At 65.6% G+C, this 16,167-nt stretch carries 13 protein-coding genes; 6 read left to right on the top strand and 7 right to left on the bottom strand.

All coding sequences use genetic code 11. From position 1 onward, the window contains the following. Positions 1-948: 948 nt before the first annotated feature. From ABIA42_RS22145 to ABIA42_RS22120, 6 genes are all read right to left on the bottom strand, one after another. Positions 949-2,181, bottom strand: coding sequence for a Zn-dependent hydrolase (locus tag ABIA42_RS22145; protein ID WP_370143642.1), 1,233 nt, complete (start codon positions 2,179-2,181; stop codon positions 949-951). Next, positions 2,174-2,959 carry an ABC transporter ATP-binding protein gene (locus ABIA42_RS22140; protein ID WP_370121202.1) on the bottom strand — a complete coding sequence of 262 codons (786 nt, stop codon included), beginning with the start codon at positions 2,957-2,959 and terminating at the stop codon, positions 2,174-2,176. Before ABIA42_RS22140 ends, ABIA42_RS22145 begins: the two co-directional genes overlap by 8 nt. After that, on the bottom strand, positions 2,956-3,729 hold the full coding sequence (locus ABIA42_RS22135) for an ABC transporter permease (RefSeq protein ID WP_271533514.1): 774 nt from the start codon (positions 3,727-3,729) through the stop codon (positions 2,956-2,958). The genes ABIA42_RS22140 and ABIA42_RS22135 overlap by 4 nt, the downstream gene beginning before the upstream one ends. A gap of 71 nt (positions 3,730-3,800) precedes the next feature. Then, the gene (locus ABIA42_RS22130) at positions 3,801-4,745 is read right to left on the bottom strand and encodes an ABC transporter substrate-binding protein (protein WP_370121206.1); all 945 of its coding nucleotides are present in this window, start codon (positions 4,743-4,745) and stop codon (positions 3,801-3,803) included. Between the two features lie 105 nt (positions 4,746-4,850). Continuing rightward, positions 4,851-5,579 (bottom strand): histidine utilization repressor, encoded by a 729-nt coding sequence (hutC, locus tag ABIA42_RS22125; RefSeq protein WP_028178008.1) that lies wholly within the window; start codon positions 5,577-5,579, stop codon positions 4,851-4,853. Next, positions 5,576-6,934: a formimidoylglutamate deiminase gene (locus ABIA42_RS22120; protein WP_370121210.1), complete on the bottom strand. Its 1,359-nt coding sequence runs from the start codon at positions 6,932-6,934 to the stop codon at positions 5,576-5,578. The genes hutC and ABIA42_RS22120 overlap by 4 nt, the downstream gene beginning before the upstream one ends. 83 nt (positions 6,935-7,017) lie before the next feature. Between ABIA42_RS22120 and hutI the strand changes: the two genes are divergently transcribed. Genes hutI through hutU form a run of 3 tightly spaced genes read left to right on the top strand, consistent with a single transcriptional unit; the run spans position 7,018 to position 11,469 of the window. After that, complete coding sequence (gene hutI / locus ABIA42_RS22115) at positions 7,018-8,232, top strand: imidazolonepropionase (RefSeq protein WP_370121213.1); 1,215 nt, start codon at positions 7,018-7,020, stop codon at positions 8,230-8,232. After that, positions 8,229-9,788 (top strand): histidine ammonia-lyase, encoded by a 1,560-nt coding sequence (hutH, locus tag ABIA42_RS22110; protein WP_370121216.1) that lies wholly within the window; start codon positions 8,229-8,231, stop codon positions 9,786-9,788. The genes hutI and hutH overlap by 4 nt, the downstream gene beginning before the upstream one ends. A gap of 10 nt (positions 9,789-9,798) precedes the next feature. Continuing rightward, positions 9,799-11,469 (top strand): urocanate hydratase, encoded by a 1,671-nt coding sequence (hutU, locus tag ABIA42_RS22105; protein ID WP_370121219.1) that lies wholly within the window; start codon positions 9,799-9,801, stop codon positions 11,467-11,469. 37 nt (positions 11,470-11,506) lie between these two features. Here hutU and ABIA42_RS22100 read toward each other — a convergent pair whose 3' ends face one another. Beyond that, positions 11,507-12,142: a TetR/AcrR family transcriptional regulator gene (locus tag ABIA42_RS22100; RefSeq protein WP_271533508.1), complete on the bottom strand. Its 636-nt coding sequence runs from the start codon at positions 12,140-12,142 to the stop codon at positions 11,507-11,509. 252 nt (positions 12,143-12,394) lie between these two features. Between ABIA42_RS22100 and ABIA42_RS22095 the strand changes: the two genes are divergently transcribed. From ABIA42_RS22095 to ABIA42_RS22085, 3 genes are read left to right on the top strand one after another with little or no spacing between them, the layout of a single operon-like run. Beyond that, a complete protein-coding gene (locus ABIA42_RS22095; RefSeq protein WP_370123996.1) occupies positions 12,395-13,255 on the top strand; it encodes a xanthine dehydrogenase family protein subunit M in 861 nt (286 codons plus the stop codon). Beyond that, positions 13,252-13,773: a (2Fe-2S)-binding protein gene (locus ABIA42_RS22090; RefSeq protein WP_370121222.1), complete on the top strand. Its 522-nt coding sequence runs from the start codon at positions 13,252-13,254 to the stop codon at positions 13,771-13,773. Before ABIA42_RS22095 ends, ABIA42_RS22090 begins: the two co-directional genes overlap by 4 nt. Further along, complete coding sequence (locus tag ABIA42_RS22085; protein WP_370121225.1) at positions 13,770-16,145, top strand: xanthine dehydrogenase family protein molybdopterin-binding subunit; 2,376 nt, start codon at positions 13,770-13,772, stop codon at positions 16,143-16,145. The genes ABIA42_RS22090 and ABIA42_RS22085 overlap by 4 nt, the downstream gene beginning before the upstream one ends. Positions 16,146-16,167: the final 22 nt, after the last annotated feature.

Here is a 16,167-nt window from a genome sequence, read left to right as displayed (position 1 = left end):
GCGAAAATATTCCGCTTTACCGAAATTCGGAAATGGCGTATGTGTCGCCCATCCCGGCTCATCCTTGAGGGGCGATCGTGTGGTCGTCATTGTCGCGAGCCGGGCTTGCGGTGGACGCGGCAGCGTCGTGCACGAGAGGTGAAGGGCAGGGCGGATTGCTCTCCGTGAGCCCGAAACTGCGTGCGGACGAGCGGCGCTGTCAGGTTCGTCGTGCCAGCATTTCGGCGGCAAAGTGCACAACGCCGTCGAACCCTGTGGCGCCAACGAACCGCGCGTACGGCAAAACCGTGTGGTCCTGGCCGTCGTTGCTACGGTCAAGCTCTTGCGGAGGCGGCAGTCGCGTCAACCGGCGCGGCGCCGGTGGATTTCGCAGGGGTGAGGGAGGCCAGAACGAACTCGGCTCCCGGGAGAGCACGGCATAAGCCGTCCGACCATCGCGCAGGGAAGGCCGTGTGTTGGGCTTCACCTGTATGCTGCTGTGCGGTTTTCTGCGTGTGCTCTATGCGCAGCAGACCGCGGGTGCGAGCCGGCACCCGGCCTTCCCTGCGCCCTCTTGGCTCAAGACGGTGGAACGACGAAGCAAAGCTCGGGCGAGTTCAACCGCGAGAACGCGAAGGCATGTCCGCAACCCCACACTCGGTGTCATCGCCCGCGTAGGCGGGCGATCCAGTACTCCGAGACGGTCGTGACTGAATCGAGAGGCCGCGGCGTACTGGACTCCCCGCCCGCCTACGCTGAAGCTTCGGCGCCCCTAGGCCTCAACCGCGGCGAAGCCCTGGCGTAGCCGGGTCGCGGGGAATGACAACGTCACTTGGAGAACGCGCCATCGCGTCATACTCCGTCATTGCGAGCGCAGCGAAGCAATCCAGAATCCCACCGCGGAGAGACTCTGGATTGCTTCGCTGCGCCGCGCGATCGACTGCCGCAGGTCGGCAGCCGCATCTCGCTCTAGCCGCCGAGGATCCGCCGGCAGGCGTCGACGAAGACCTGTGCGCCGGTGACGATATCGGCGTCGGCGGTGTTCTCGGTCCAGTGATGGCTGATGCCGCCGATCGAAGGCACGAACAGCATGCCCGCGGGCATGACGGTCGCGAGCATCTGCGCGTCGTGCCCGGCGCCGCTGGGCATACGGAGGGACCGGCCGCCGGCCAGGGCCCTGCTCGCGGCTTCGATTGCGTCCTGGAAGCCGGAATTCATCATGGCGGGCGCACCAGTGCGCAATTTCTCGACGGTGACGGTGCAGGGACCGTTCGCACTGGCCTCCTCCGCCATGATCCGCAGCAATTGCTCCAGCCGCGCGATTACGGCCGGATCATCGTCGCGGATCTGGAACAGCATCTCTGCGCCACCCGGAATGATGCTTGGCGCCCCCGGATCGAGCGTGATGCGCCCGGTGGTCCAGACCGTGCGCGGGCCGCAGGCAGACGGAAAGCGTTCGTCGATCGCAACGCAGAATTTTGCCAGCGCGAGGCCAGCATCCTTCCGCGCCGCCATGCGCGTGGTGCCGGCGTGGTTCTGCTCGCCGGTAAAATTGATCTGGTACTGCCAGATGCCGACGATGGAGGTCACGACGCCGATCGCGAGGCCGCCGCTTTCGAGCGTATCGCCCTGCTCGATATGCGCCTCCAGATAGCCAACGTGCCGCCCCGGCTCGACGGTGATGCGCGGGCGTCCGGCGAGACCCATGTCGGCAAGCGCATCACGCATGGTGCGGCCGCTGGTGCGGTCGCGCGCAGCGTCGATGTCGGCCTCTGTCACCTGTCCGACATAGGAGCGCGAGCCGAGGAAATGGCCGAAATGTCCCTCCTCGTCGCACCAGGCGGCGACTTCGACCGCGCCGCTGAGCGAGGGATCGGTATTGAGCACGCGCGCGGCCTCGAGCGCGTAGACGACGCCGAGCGGGCCATCGAGCCAGCCGGCGTAGTTCTGGCTTTCCAGGTGCGAGCCCGCCAGCAGCTTCGCCCCGGGCTTCGTACTGGTGCCGAACACATTGCCGATGCCGTCGATCGTCGCGGAGAGGTTGGCCTCGGGCAGCTTCTGAACGAGCCACTCCAGCGAAAGCTTGTGCGGCTCGGAGAAGGTCGGCTTGTGCACGCCGGTCTTGTAGGCACCCATGGCGCGTAGCGCATGGAGGTCGGCGAGGACGCGAATTCCGTCGGCGCGCTGCGGGGTGTCAGGCATGTTCGGCAACCTTCAGCGCCTCGGTGCGGATCTCCTCGACCAGTCGCTCCTTGAGCTGGACGAATTCCGGCGTGGTCTTGACCTTGTAGGAGCGGGGATGCGGCAGGTCCACATGGATCTCGGCCTTGATGCGGCCGGGACGCGCGCTCATCACGATGACGCGGCTGCCGAGGAAGATCGCTTCCTCGATGTCGTGGGTCACGAACAGCACCGTTTTCTGGTCGCGCTCCCAGATCCCGAGCAGCATTTCCTGCATCAAGGCGCGGGTCTGGTTGTCCAGCGCGCCGAAGGGCTCGTCGAGCAGCAGGATCTTCGGATCATTGGCGAGCGCACGCGCGATCGCCGTACGTTGCTGCATGCCGCCGGAGAGCTGCTTTGGCCAATGGTTCTCGAAGCCGGACAATCCGACCTGGCGGATGAAGGCGTCCGCGATCTTGTTCCGCTCGTCCTGCGCCACGCCGCGCTCGCGCAGGCCGAATGCGATGTTCTCGCGCACCGTCAGCCATGGGAACAGCGTATAGGACTGGAACACCATGCCGCGATCGGCGCCCGGGCCGGTCACCTCGCGCCCGTCGAGCGTGACGCGCCCGCTGGTCGGACGGTCGAGGCCGGCGACGATGCGGAGCAGCGTGGACTTGCCGCAGCCGGAGGGACCGAGGATGGTGACGAAGTCGTTGTTGCCGATGACGAGGTCGGTCGGCTCCAGCGCCCGGGTCGACGCGTTGCCGTGGCGCGCGGGGAAGGTGCGCGAAACTTGTTCGATCTTGAGCGTCGTCATGCGAGCTTCCAGGGAAACAGCCAGGCGTTGAACGCCTTGAACAGGAAGTCCGAGATCAGGCCGATCAATCCGATCACGATGATGCCGAAGATGATCTGGCCGGTGTTGAGCAGCGCCTGGCTGTCGGTGATCATGTGGCCGATGCCGGAGGACGATCCGATCAGCTCGGCGACGATGACGTAGGTCCAGGCCCAGCCAAGCACCAGCCGCAGGATCTCGGCGATCTCGGGCGCCGAGGAAGGCAGCAGCACCCGGCGGATGATGCCGCGGTCGCCGGCGCCCAGCGTATAGGCGGCCTCGACCAGATCGCGCCGCGTGGCGCCGACGGTCACCGCAACCATCAGGATGACCTGGAATACCGAGCCGATGAAGATGACGAGCAGCTTTTGCAGCTCGCCGATGCCGGCCCACAGGATCAGAAGCGGGATGAAGGCGGAAGCGGGCAGATAGCGTGCGAAGGAGACGAACGGTTCGAGGAACGCCTCGACCGGCTTGTAGGCTCCCATCAGCACGCCGAGCGGCACCGCGATGATTGCGGCGAGCGCAAAGCCGCCGACGACGCGCCAGATCGTCATGCCGATGTCGAACGCGAATCCCTGCTTGGTCAGCAGGTCGAAGCCTTCCTGCACCATGGTCAGCGGGTTGGCGAGAAAGGTCTTCGACACATGACCGCCGAGCGTCGCCCAGGACCAGAGGGCGACGAACAGCACGAAGAACGCGAGGCCGTAGGCCACGCGCTGCCTTGATGTAACAGGGTCCAGGGGACGCATCAAACTGTCTATCCGAATAGTCGATCACGAGCCGGCTCCGCCTCGTGGCGGAACCGGCGGTTTGCAGAAGCTTACTTGATGAAGCTCGCGTCGTAGAGGTCCTCGACCTTCGGCGCGGCCTTGATGATGCCGATCTCGAGCAGGAGGTCGGCGGCCTCCTTGTTGAAGGTCAGGAAGTCGCCGGCGAAGAATTTTTGGTTCGCGGCCTTGTCCTGCCAGCGCAGATATTTCGCCGAGTTGCCGAACTGCTCGCCGGTCTGCTTCACGTCGGCGCCCATGACCTCGTAGGCCTTGGCCTGATCCTTGGCGATCATCTCGAGCGCCTCGAAATAGCTGTCGGCGAGCGCCTTGGCGGCCTTGGGATTCTCCGTCAGGAACTTCGGCGTGCAGCCGAAGGTGTCCATGACCATCGGGTAGTCGAGCGTGGTGGCGATGATCTTGCCCTTGTCGGGCGCTGCACGTACGGTCGACAGGTATGGCTCATAGGTCATCGCGGCGTCGTTCTGGCCGGAGACGAAAGCCTGCGCGGCCGCGGCCGGCTCGAGGTTCACGACGGTGACGTCCTTCACCGAAAGCCCGTTCTTCTTGAGCATCCAGGCCAGCGCGAAATAGGGCGAGGTGCCGGGCGCGGAGGCGGCGACGGTCTTGCCCTTCAGGTCCTTGATCGCGGCGACGTCGTTGCGTACGGCCATGCCGTCGGCACCATAGCTCTTGTCGAGCTGGAAGATCTGCTTGGCGGCAACACCGTTGGCATTCCAGGAGATCCAGGTCTCGACCGTGGTCGCGGCGCACTGGATGTCGCCGGAAGCGATCGCGAGATGGCGGTCCTTTTGCGGGATCTTCTTGATCGTGACGTCGAGGCCGTTCTTCTTGAAGATGCCCGCCTCCTTCGCCAATGTCAGCGGTGCGAAGCCGGTCCATCCGGAGATGCCGACGCCGACCTTGACGTCGTCGGCGAGCGCGGGAGTGGCGGCCGCGAGAGCAATGATTGTCGCAAATAGCTTTGAATTACGCATGATTGTCGTCCTCTTACCGATCGATGGATTGACGTCCTGTTGATCACTGTCGGTCCATCTGGACCGTTGCCCGAAGCGTTGCACGATTTGTGCCGACATATCCTCTCAGCCTCCCTTGAATCGGGCGACAAGGCGGTGAGAGTCACCGGGATAGAGCAGGCGCACCGCGGTGATGGTGCGCGCGCTGCGCCAGGTGTAGCGGTCGATCACGAGGCAGGGCGCGCCGACGGCGATGTCGAGCGCCTCCGCGGTGCGATCGTCCGCAACGATAGCGCTGATCGTGTGCTCGGCTTCGGTCCATGGGACATGGTGAAGCAGCCACGAGCCAGGTGGCTCGCGCGAGAAGTCCGCGGTCGCGGCATCCGGCACGGACGACAGGTCGATCAGCCTGTCCTCGGCGGCAAAGGGCACGTTGTCGGCGCTGTGGCGGCAGGTGATCGCGACCACCTTGCCCGCCTTTTTGACGCCGAGGCGATCGCGGTCGGCAGCGGTCGCCGCGCGCAGCTTGCGGCCGATCAGCTCGTAGCCGTAAGCGCGGCCGAGGGCGGTGATCTCGGCGCGAATGTCGGCAATCTTGAGCACCGCCGATTGATGCTGCGGCCGGCGCACGAACGAGCCGGCACGGCGGCGCCGCTCGATTAGGTCGGCCTGTGCCAGCTCCGACAGCGCCTTGTTCACGGTCATGCGCGAGCAGCCGTAGCGAGCGACCAGCTCATGCTCGAACGGAATGCGATGGCCCGGCGGCCACTCGCCGGTCAGGATGCGCTTCTCGATGTCGGCACGGATGCGCTTGTAGAGGGTCGGCTTGTCGGCTGCGTCAGTGGCAAGGCTCATGCGACGAGCCTCCGCACCGATGCATTGAAGCGCTCGCGCGCTAACTGACGCAGCCTGTGCCGACCGCCTTCGACGACCTTGGCGCCGCCGGCCCAGACGCAATCGATCGCACCGCTGCCGGCCGCAAAGATCCAGCCATCGATAGCCGCATCCCCCTGACGTCCGGCCAGCGATGGATGCGCAGTGTCGAGGGTGACGATATCGGCGCGCGCACCGGGCGTGAGGCCGACTGTCGATTGCGCCAGGGCCTGTGCTCCGCCCGCGAGCGCATGATCGAACAGCGTGCGTCCCGTCGAATAGCACCCGCCACTGGAGAGCACGTTGCGCTGGCGATGCTTGAGGCGCTGGCCATATTCGAGCTGACGGAGCTCGTCCGCGACGCCGATCAGCACGTTGGAATCAGTGCCCACACCGAACGCACCGCCGGCGGCAAGAAATTCGCGCGCCGGGAAGATGCCATCGCCGAGGCTCGCCTCGGTGACAGGACAGAGGCCGGCGACTGCACCCGTCCTGGCAAAGGCGCTGACCTCTCCGTCAGTCGTATGCGTTGCGTGAATGAGGCACCAGCGTTGATCGATCGGCGCGTGCTCCAGCAGCCATTGCACCGGGCGCTGTCCCGACCAGGCGAGGCAATCCTCGACCTCCTTGACCTGCTCGGCAGCATGGATGTGCACCGGTCCGCCTTCGGCCAGCGGAATGATCGCCGTGAGCTCGTTCGGCGTCACCGCGCGCAGGCTGTGCGGCGCGATGCCGATGTTGGCGCCAGGCAATGCGCTGATCGCCTTGCGCGAAGCAGCCATCAATGCGGCGAACTGATTAACTGAGCAGATGAAGCGACGTTGGCCGGCATGCGGTGCTGCTCCTCCAAACGAGCCATGCGCATAGAAACTCGGCAGCAGCGTGAGGGCGATGCCTGATGCTTCAGCAGCCAGCGCAATGCGCGAGGCCATTTCGGCAGGATCCGCATAGGGCGAGCCGTCGCGATCATGATGCAAGTAATGAAATTCGCCAACGCGGGTGAAGCCCTGCTCGAGCATCTCGACATAGAGCAGCGTCGCAACAGCCGCGACGTCGTCCGGCGTCATGGCCAGCGCAAAGCGATACATCGTGTCGCGCCACGTCCAGAACGTGTCGGTGCTGTCTCCGCGCAGCTCCGCAAGTCCCGCCATGCCGCGTTGGAAGGCGTGGCTGTGCAGGCTCGCCAATCCCGGCAGCGCGATTGCGTGGCGTTCATCGCCGGCAACGGGCGCGACATTCGGCGTCACCTCGGCGATCGCGCCGGCGGTGATCACCACCTGCACGTCATTGGCCCAGCCCGAGGGCAGGAGCGCGGAGGCGAAATGCAGTCGTGTCATGTTTCCATGCCGGCTGGACAGAACTCCCGCACGATTATATGTCTAGACATATAAGTCAAGCATCCCACGAAGGGGGCCGTTGCATGGCAGAGCGCTTCGACCGGATCTGGCACAATGCCCGGCTCGCTACGCTACGGGCCGACCGCCCCGATCTCGGCGAGATCGCACAGGGCGTGATCGCCGCGCGTGGCGGCCGCATCGTCTACGCGGGTGCCCTGACCGATTTTCCGGCGGATGCCGATGCCGTCGAACGGATCGACTGCGGGGGACGCTGGATCACGCCCGGCCTTGTCGACTGTCACACCCACCTCGTCTATGGCGGTGACCGCGCGCACGAATTCGAGTTGCGCCTGAAGGGCGCGAGCTATGAGGAGATCGCGCGTGCCGGTGGCGGCATCGTGTCGACGGTGGCCGCGACGCGCAGGGCGAGCGAGGCCGATCTCGTCGCAAGTGCGCTGCCGCGCCTCGATGCGTTGATCGGCGAGGGCGCAACCACGATCGAGATCAAGTCGGGCTACGGCCTCGACACTGCGACCGAGATGCGGCAGCTCGCAGCCGCACGCAGCCTCGGACGCCGGCGACCGGTTGCGATCCGCACATCCTTTCTCGGCGCACATGCGCTGCCGGTGGAAGCTGATGGCGACAAGGACCGCTACATCGATCTCGTCTGTAAGGAGATGTTGCCGGAGGTTGCAAAGGCAGGCCTCGCCGATGCCGTCGACGCCTTCATGGAAGGCATTGCGTTCTCGGCTGCGCAAACCTCACGGGTGTTCGAGACGGCAAGGGAGCTCGGGCTGCCGGTCAAGCTGCATGCCGATCAGCTCTCGAACCTCGGCGGTGCTGCGCTTGCAGCGAAATTCTCGGCGCTCTCGGCCGATCATCTGGAGCACACCGACGAGGCCGGCGCCGCCGCAATGGCGAAGGCCGGTACGGCTGCGGTGCTGCTGCCCGGTGCGTTCTACTTCATTCGCGAGACGCAGAAGCCGCCGGTCGAGGCGTTCCGCACGCATGGGGTGTCCATGGCACTCGCGACCGACTGCAATCCCGGCAGCTCGCCCCTGACCTCGCTTCTGCTCACGATGAATATGGGCGCGACACTGTTCCGGATGAATGTGGCCGAATGCATCGCAGGCGTCACCCGTGAGGGTGCTCGTGCGCTCGGCATCCTCAGCGAAGCCGGAACGCTGGAGGTTGGCAAATGGTGCGATCTCGCGATCTGGGACATCGAGCGGCCCGCCGAGCTGGTCTACCGCATCGGCTTCAATCCGCTGCACCGCCGGGTGTGGAGGGGACAATGACGCACGAGGGCGCAGCGATCGTCGTCAAGCCGGGAATGGCCAGCCTCGATGATCTCGCGTGCGTGCTCGACGGTGCGCCCGTCGTACTCGATCCCTCGTTCTGGCCGCGCATCGAAGCAGCGGCGGACATCGTCGCAAGAGCTGCGCGCGCAGATGTCCCCGTCTACGGCATCAACACCGGCTTCGGGAAGCTGGCATCGAAGCGCATTCCGCCCGATCAGACCGCGCTGCTCCAGCGCAACCTGATCGTTTCACATTGCTGCGGCGTCGGCGCGGCGACACCCGAGCCGATCGTCCGCCTGATGATGGCGCTGAAGATCATCTCGCTCGGCCGTGGCGCCTCCGGCGTGCGCCGCGAGTTGATCGAGCAGCTGCAGGACATGCTGGCGCGGGGTGTCTATCCGCTGGTGCCACAGCAGGGCTCCGTGGGCGCCTCCGGCGATCTCGCGCCGCTCGCGCATATGACCGCGGTGATGATCGGCGAAGGGCAGGCGATCGTTGACGGGAAAACCGTGTCCGGCGCTGAAGCGCTGGCAGCTGCCGGCCTTGCGCCGCTGACGCTCGGCCCCAAGGAGGGGTTGGCGCTGATCAACGGCACGCAATTTTCGACCGCCTACGCCGTATCAGGCGTTCTGCGTGCGTTCCGCCTGGCGCGGGCCGCGCTCGTGACCGGCGCGCTGTCGGTCGATGCGGCGATGGCCTCGACGGCGCCGTTCCGGCCCGAGATCCAGGCGCTGCGCGGCCATGCCGGGCAGATCGCCTCGGCGGCGACGCTGACCGCGCTGCTGGATGGCAGCGACATCCGCCTCTCGCATCTCGAAGGCGACGAGCGTGTGCAGGATCCCTATTGCCTGCGCTGCCAGCCACAGGTCGCGGGCGCCGCGCTCGACCTGATCACGCAGGCCGCGCGCACGCTGATCGTCGAGGCCAATGCCGTCACCGACAATCCGCTGGTGCTGGTCGAAACCGGGGAGATCGTCTCCGGCGGTAATTTCCATGCCGAGCCGGTGGCCTTCGCCGCGGACGCTATCGCGCTGGCGCTGTCGGAGATCGGCGCGATCAGCGAGCGGCGCATTGCGACATTGGTCGATCCCGCGCTGAATTTCGGCCTGCCGCCGTTCCTCACGCCCGATCCTGGCATCAATTCCGGCTTCATGATCGCCGAGGTGACGGCCGCCGCGCTCTATGCCGAGAACAAGCAGCGCGCGCTCGCGTGCTCGATCGACTCGACACCGACCAGTGCCAATCAGGAAGATCACGTCTCGATGGCAGCGCACGCCGCGCGGCGGCTGTCCGACATGGCCGACAACCTCGCCGCCATTCTCGGCATCGAGCTCCTGGTCGCCGCGCAAGGCATCACGCTGCGCGCGCCGCATGCGACCAGCAGGCCACTTGCTGCCGTCATCGCCGCATTGCGCGAGCAGGTGCCGGCACTCGGTGCCGATCGCTATATGGCCGGCGATCTCGCCAAGGCGGCTGCGTTGATCGAGGCCGACATGCTGACGGGCGTCGCGACGGCCGCGCTTTCATCCGATCCATTTCCGAGACTTATCTGAAGAGGTCCGCATGAACCGCCGACTGGACAACGACCGCACCATCCGCGCGCCCCGCGGCAGCGACATCAGCGCCAAGAGCTGGCTGACGGAAGCGCCCTTGCGCATGCTGATGAACAATCTCGATCCTGATGTCGCGGAACGCCCGAGCGAGCTCGTGGTCTATGGCGGCATCGGCCGCGCCGCGCGTGACTGGGAGAGCTTTGACCGGATCGTTGCGGCCTTGCGCAAGCTCGAAGCCGACCAGACGCTGCTGGTTCAGTCCGGCAAGCCGGTCGGCGTGTTCCGCACCCATGCGGACGCGCCGCGCGTGCTGATCGCGAACTCCAACATCGTGCCGCACTGGGCGACGCTCGATCATTTCAACGAGCTCGATCGGAAGGGCCTGATGATGTACGGCCAGATGACGGCCGGCTCCTGGATCTATATCGGCAGCCAGGGCATCGTGCAGGGCACCTACGAGACCTTTGTCGAGGTCGGTCGGCGCCACTATGGCGGCAGCCTGGCCGGCAAATGGATCCTCACCGCCGGCCTTGGCGGCATGGGCGGCGCGCAGCCGCTGGCCGCGACCATGGCCGGCGCTTCGATGCTTGCGATCGAATGCCAGCCCAGCCGCATCGAGATGCGCCTGCGCACCGGCTATCTCGATCGGCAGGCCGCAACGCTCGACGAGGCGCTCGCGATCATGGCGGAGGCCGCGAAGTCGAAGAAGGCGGTCTCGGTCGGCCTGCTCGGCAATGCCGCCGAGATCTTCCCGGAACTGGTTCGCCGTGGTGTCAAGCCCGACATCGTCACCGACCAGACCAGCGCGCATGATCCGATCAACGGATACTTGCCGAAGGGCTGGACGCTGGCCGATTGGGAGGCGAAACGCGCTTCCGATCCGAAGGCAGTCGAGCGCGCGTCGAAAACCTCGATGGTCGACCATGTCCAGGCCATGCTGGATTTCCACGCGCAGGGCATTCCGACGCTCGACTACGGCAACAACATCCGCCAGATGGCGCAGGACATGGGCCTGAAGAATGCCTTCGATTTCCCTGGCTTCGTCCCTGCCTATATCCGCCCCTTGTTCTGCCGCGGCATCGGGCCGTTCCGCTGGGCTGCGCTCTCGGGCGATCCCGAGGACATCTTCAAGACCGATGCCAAGGTGAAAGAGCTGATGCCCGACGACAGGCATCTGCACAATTGGCTCGACATGGCCAAGGAACGCATCAAGTTTCAGGGCCTGCCGGCGCGGATCTGCTGGGTCGGCCTCGGTGATCGCCATCGCCTGGGCCTCGCCTTCAACGAGATGGTGGCGCGGGGCGAACTGAAAGCCCCCATCGTGATCGGCCGCGATCATCTCGACAGCGGTTCGGTCGCCAGCCCCAACCGCGAGACCGAGGCGATGAAGGACGGCTCGGACGCTGTGTCCGACTGGCCCTTGCTCAATGCGCTGCTCAATTGCGCCAGCGGCGCGACCTGGGTGTCGCTGCATCATGGCGGCGGCGTCGGCATCGGCTATTCCCAGCACGCGGGCATGGTGATCGTCGCCGACGGTACGCCGGAAGCTGCCAGGCGCATCGAGCGCGTGCTGTGGAACGACCCGGCCAGCGGCGTCATGCGCCACGCCGACGCGGGCTACGAGATCGCGATCGACTGCGCCCGTGACAAGGGACTCGATCTGCCGAGCTTGGCAAAATAGCTGCAGCTCTGCCTCTCCCCTCTGGGCAGGGGTGAAGTCAAACGCCGAGCCGGGGCGTACTGCTTACCAGTTTTGGCATCGTCGTCTTCGCGCCGTCCATGAAAGTCTGGACGGCGTCGCGGACGATGGCGCCGAGATCGGGCGGGATCGGCGTCGCGTAAATGAACTTGCGGATCGCGAGATAGAAGATGCGGCCGTGCAGGCCCCAAAACAGCTCGGTCTCGCGTTCACTCAATGCGTGAGCTTTTGCATCGGGCAACTTCAGCTCATGACGCAGCTCGGCGGCCGCGGGCTCGATGATCTCGCGCCTGACGATGTCGAGATAGCGGCTGGTGATGCCGAACGACTTCATGCCGGAGAACACGAAGATCCTCACCCAATTGTACTCGAACACGCGTTCGACATAGTCGAGATAGAAGCGGGTGAGCCGCGCCTCCAGTGGCAAGGCCCGGTCGCGGATCATCGGTCCCCAATCGGGTGACCAGCGGCTGAGATAGACTTCCTGGTAGACCCGCTCGATCAGCGCCTCCTTGCTGGGGAAGTGGCGGTAGATCGCCGAATGCGTGATGCCCATGCGCTTGGCGAGCTCGCGGGTCTGGCCCTCGAAGCCGCGCTCCGCAAAGAACCGGATCGCCTCGTCCACGATCGCGCGCTCCCGATCCGCCGCGCGCATATTGCGGCGCTTTGGCGCGGACTTGCCTGTCTCGGTCCGCTTTCGGACCAGTCGTTTCGGCGTTTTCTGCGCTTTTCGGGCCATTTCGTCGCTGAATCATACGTCTTGGTGCCTTCATAGCCCAAGGCGCATTTGTGACCAAATGGTCATTTCCTGTTGACCGCCTCCCGGCGGCGTGTCAGGATTTTGAGACCAGATGGTTACAAATCTGGCATCCCGGCTGATGAGCCGATGGATTTCGAGGAAACGGCAGTGAAGGCGAGGGCTTTCAGCTATTTTCGTGCTGCGACGATCGACCAGGCGCTGGACGCTCATGCGCGCGCCGGGGACGACGCGCGTTTCATCGCCGGCGGCCAGAGCCTAGTGCCGGCGCTGTCACTGCGGCTCCAGGCGCCGCGGCTGCTGATCGACATCACGCACATTGCCGCGCTGCGCGGCATCAGGCGCGAGGGCGCCTATTTGCGCATCGGCGCACTGACGCGCCACTGCGAGATGCTGAGCGAGCCGCTGATCGCGGAGTTCGCGCCGCTGCTGCATGCCGCGGCACCCTTTGTCGCCCATCCCGCGATCCGCAACCGCGGCACGTTCGGCGGCAGCGTGGCGCTGGCCGATCCGGCTTCCGAATTTCCCGCGATGACCTTGGCGCTGGACGCCGAGATTGAGATCGCCAGTCCCTCGGGCAGCCGGCGCGTGAAGGCCGATGAGTTCTTCATCGACCTGTTCGAGACGGCATTGCAGCCCGGCGAGCTGATCACGGCCATCTACGTTCCGCTGTTCAAGGCCGATCAGCGCTTTGCGTTCGACGAACTGGCGCGGCGGCGCGGGGATTATGCGCTGGTCGGTTGCGGCATGCTCGCGACTTTCACGAGTGATCGGATCGACGACATCCGCATCTCCTTCTTTTCCGTCGGCAATAGGCCGACGCGGGTGAAAGGCGCTGAGGCGGCCCTGATCGGCTTCGACCTCGATGCGAAACGTATCGCTGCTGCGCAGGCGGCGCTCGAGGGTGATCTCGCGCCGCCCGAGAACGATGAGGTGCCGCCGGCGATGCGCCTGCACCTCGCCCGCGTGTTGCTCGGTCGCCTGCTCGGCCGTCTCGGAGAGACAGCATGAGCGGCTTTGACGAAACCCTGCTGGACGAGGCCGAGGAGACTGTGCGGGTCCGCTTCGTCGTCAACGGCCGCAAGGTCGCCTGCGAGGTTGCTCCCCGCGAGACGCTGGTTGATTGCCTGCGCGACAAGCTCGAGCTGACGGGCACGCATGCCGGTTGCGAGATGGGTGCCTGCGGCGCCTGCCTGGTACAGGTCGATGGCCGCGCCGTGCACTCCTGCCTGGTGTTCGCGGTGCAGGCCGACGGCGCCAGGATCGATACGATCGAGGGGCTCACCGAGAGCGGGGCGATCGCCGACCTCCAGGCCGAATTCCATCGCCGCAACGCGCTGCAATGCGGCTTCTGCACGTCGGGCATGCTGATCAACGCCTGCGAGCTGCTCTCGCAGATTGCCCAACCGAGCCGCGAGCAGATCCGCGACGCGCTGTCGGGCAATTATTGCCGCTGCACCGGCTATGAAGCGATCGTCGACGCCATCGACGCTGTCGCCAAGGCACGCAGCGCCGGAGGCGCGAGATGACTGCGCCGCTGACCTCGCTCGACCGCCCGAACTCCTACATCGGCCGTTCCCTGCCGCGGCCGAATGCCAAGCGCCTGCTCGCCGGGCGCGGGCGCTATGTCAGCGACCTCCGTCTGCCGCGCATGCTTTATGCTGCGTTCCTGCGCAGTCCGCATGCCCACGCCAAGATCGTCTCGATCAAGACCGACGAGGCGCGCACGCTGGAAGGAGTGCATCTCGTCGCTACGGGTGCGGATCTCGCAAAGATCTGCACGCCCTGGACCGGCACGCTCGATCATTTCAAGGGCATGACCTCCGCGCCGCAATTGCCGCTGCCGCTGGATCGCGTGGTCTGGGCCGGACAGGCAGTGGTCGCCGTCGTCGCTGAGAACCGTGCGACCGCCGAGGATGCGCTGGAGCTGATCGAGGTCGACTATGAGGACCTTCCCATTGTCGTCGACATCGACGGCGCGCGTGAGGCCGACAGCCCGCTGGTGAATCCCGGCAGCGCGAACAATGTGTGCTTCCGCAGCCAGCTCGACAGCGGTGCCGTTGATGACGCCTTCGCGCATGCAGCCCATGTGGTGGAGGAGGAATTTTCCTTCGGCCGCCACACCGCGGTAACGCTGGAGCCTCGTGCCATCGTTGCCGACTACGATCCCGCCGCCGGGATGCTCACCGTGCATCATGGCACCCAGACGCCCTACCAGTTCCAGGATCTCTATTCGCGCCACTATGGCATCCCAGAAGCCCGTGTTCGCGTGATCGCGACCGACATCGGCGGCTCCTTCGGAATGAAGCTGCATGTCTATCACGAGGACATGGCGGTGGTGGGCCTCTCGATCCTGCTCGGCCGTCCCGTGAAGTACGTCGTCGACCGCATTGAATCGTTCGTCTCCGACATCCACGCCCGCGACCACCGCGTGCGGGCCCGCATGGCGCTGGACGCCAAGGGCGAGATTCTCGCAATGGACGTGCTGGATCTGACCGCGATCGGCGCATTCTCGACCTATCCGCGCACCAGCGTGGTCGAGGGCAACCAGGTGATCCGCCTGATCGGCGCGCCCTACCGCTTCAGGAACTACCGCGCCACGCTGGAGGTGATCTTCCAGAACAAGGTGCAGACCAGCCAATATCGCGCCGTCGGCCATCCCATCGCCTGCGCCGTCACCGAGCGAATGGTCGACATGGCGGCGGCGAAGCTCGGCCTCGATCCTTTCGCCATCCGCGCGCAGAACGTGATCGCCGATGACGCCTATCCGCAGACCTCGCCGACCGGCTACCGCTTCGAGGCGCTGTCGCATCAGGCGTGCCTCAGGCGCCTGCACGAGATGATGGGCTACGACGGCTTGCGTGCCGACCAGGTGGAGTTGCGCAAGCGCGGCATCTACCGCGGCATCGGCATTGCCGCCTTTGTCGAGATCACCAACCCGAGCCCGGCATTCTATGGCGTCGGCGGCGCACGCATCTCCTCGCAGGACGGGGCGATCGTCAGCCTGACGCCGTCGGGCGAGGTGCGCTGCCTGATCTCGGTCACTGAGCAGGGGCAGGGCACCGAGGCGATCATCAGCCAGATCGTGGCCGATCAGCTCGGCCTTGCGCAGGAGCACGTCAAGGTCATCACCGGAGATACCGAGGTGACGCCGCATGGCGGCGCCACCTGGGCCTGCCGCGGCGCCGGCATCGGCGGCGAGACCGCGCTCCAGGCGGCGCGCGCGCTCAAGCGCAACATTCTGGAGATCGCCGCGCTCATCCTTCAGGAGCAGCCGTCGGCCCTCGACATCGTCAATGGCGATGTCGTGGACGCAGGCACGCGGAACCAGCGTATGCCGATCTCGGAGATCGCGCGCATCGCCTATTTCCGCTCCGATACGCTGCCGCCGGGTACGCAGGCGCAGCTCACCGTCAGCCATCATTTCGCCCCGCAAGGCTATCCCTTCGCCTTCACCAACGGCATTCAGGGCTGCTCGCTGGAGGTCGATGTCGAAACTGGCTTCATCAAGCTCCTGAAGCATTTCATCGTCGAGGATTGCGGCCGGGTCATCAATCCGATGCTGGTGGACGAGCAGCTTCGCGGGGGCATCGTGCAGGGGCTGGGCGCGGCGCTGTTCGAGGAGTGCCGCTACAGCGACACCGGACAGCTCGTGAACGGCTCGCTCGCCGACTACCTCGTCCCGATGCCGATGGAGATGCCTGACATCGTCATCGCCCATGTCGAGACGCCGACCGCCGACACCGAGCTCGGTGCCAAGGGGGTTGGGGAGGCCGGCACCGCAGCGGCGTCCGCCTGCGTGCTCAACGCGGTCAACGATGCACTCGCGCCGTTCGGTGCCACGATCAACTCGATTCCGATCACGCCCGCAAAAGTCCTGAAAGCCCTGAAGCGTTTCTAGAAAAAAGACAGTTGGAGGAAAT

The sequence above is a fragment of the Bradyrhizobium sp. USDA 327 genome (genome assembly GCF_041262065.1).
Taxonomy (GTDB): Bacteria; Pseudomonadota; Alphaproteobacteria; order Rhizobiales; family Xanthobacteraceae; genus Bradyrhizobium; species Bradyrhizobium liaoningense.
Note: the sequence above shows the minus strand (reverse complement) of the source record. Positions and strands in the feature narration are given on the sequence as shown.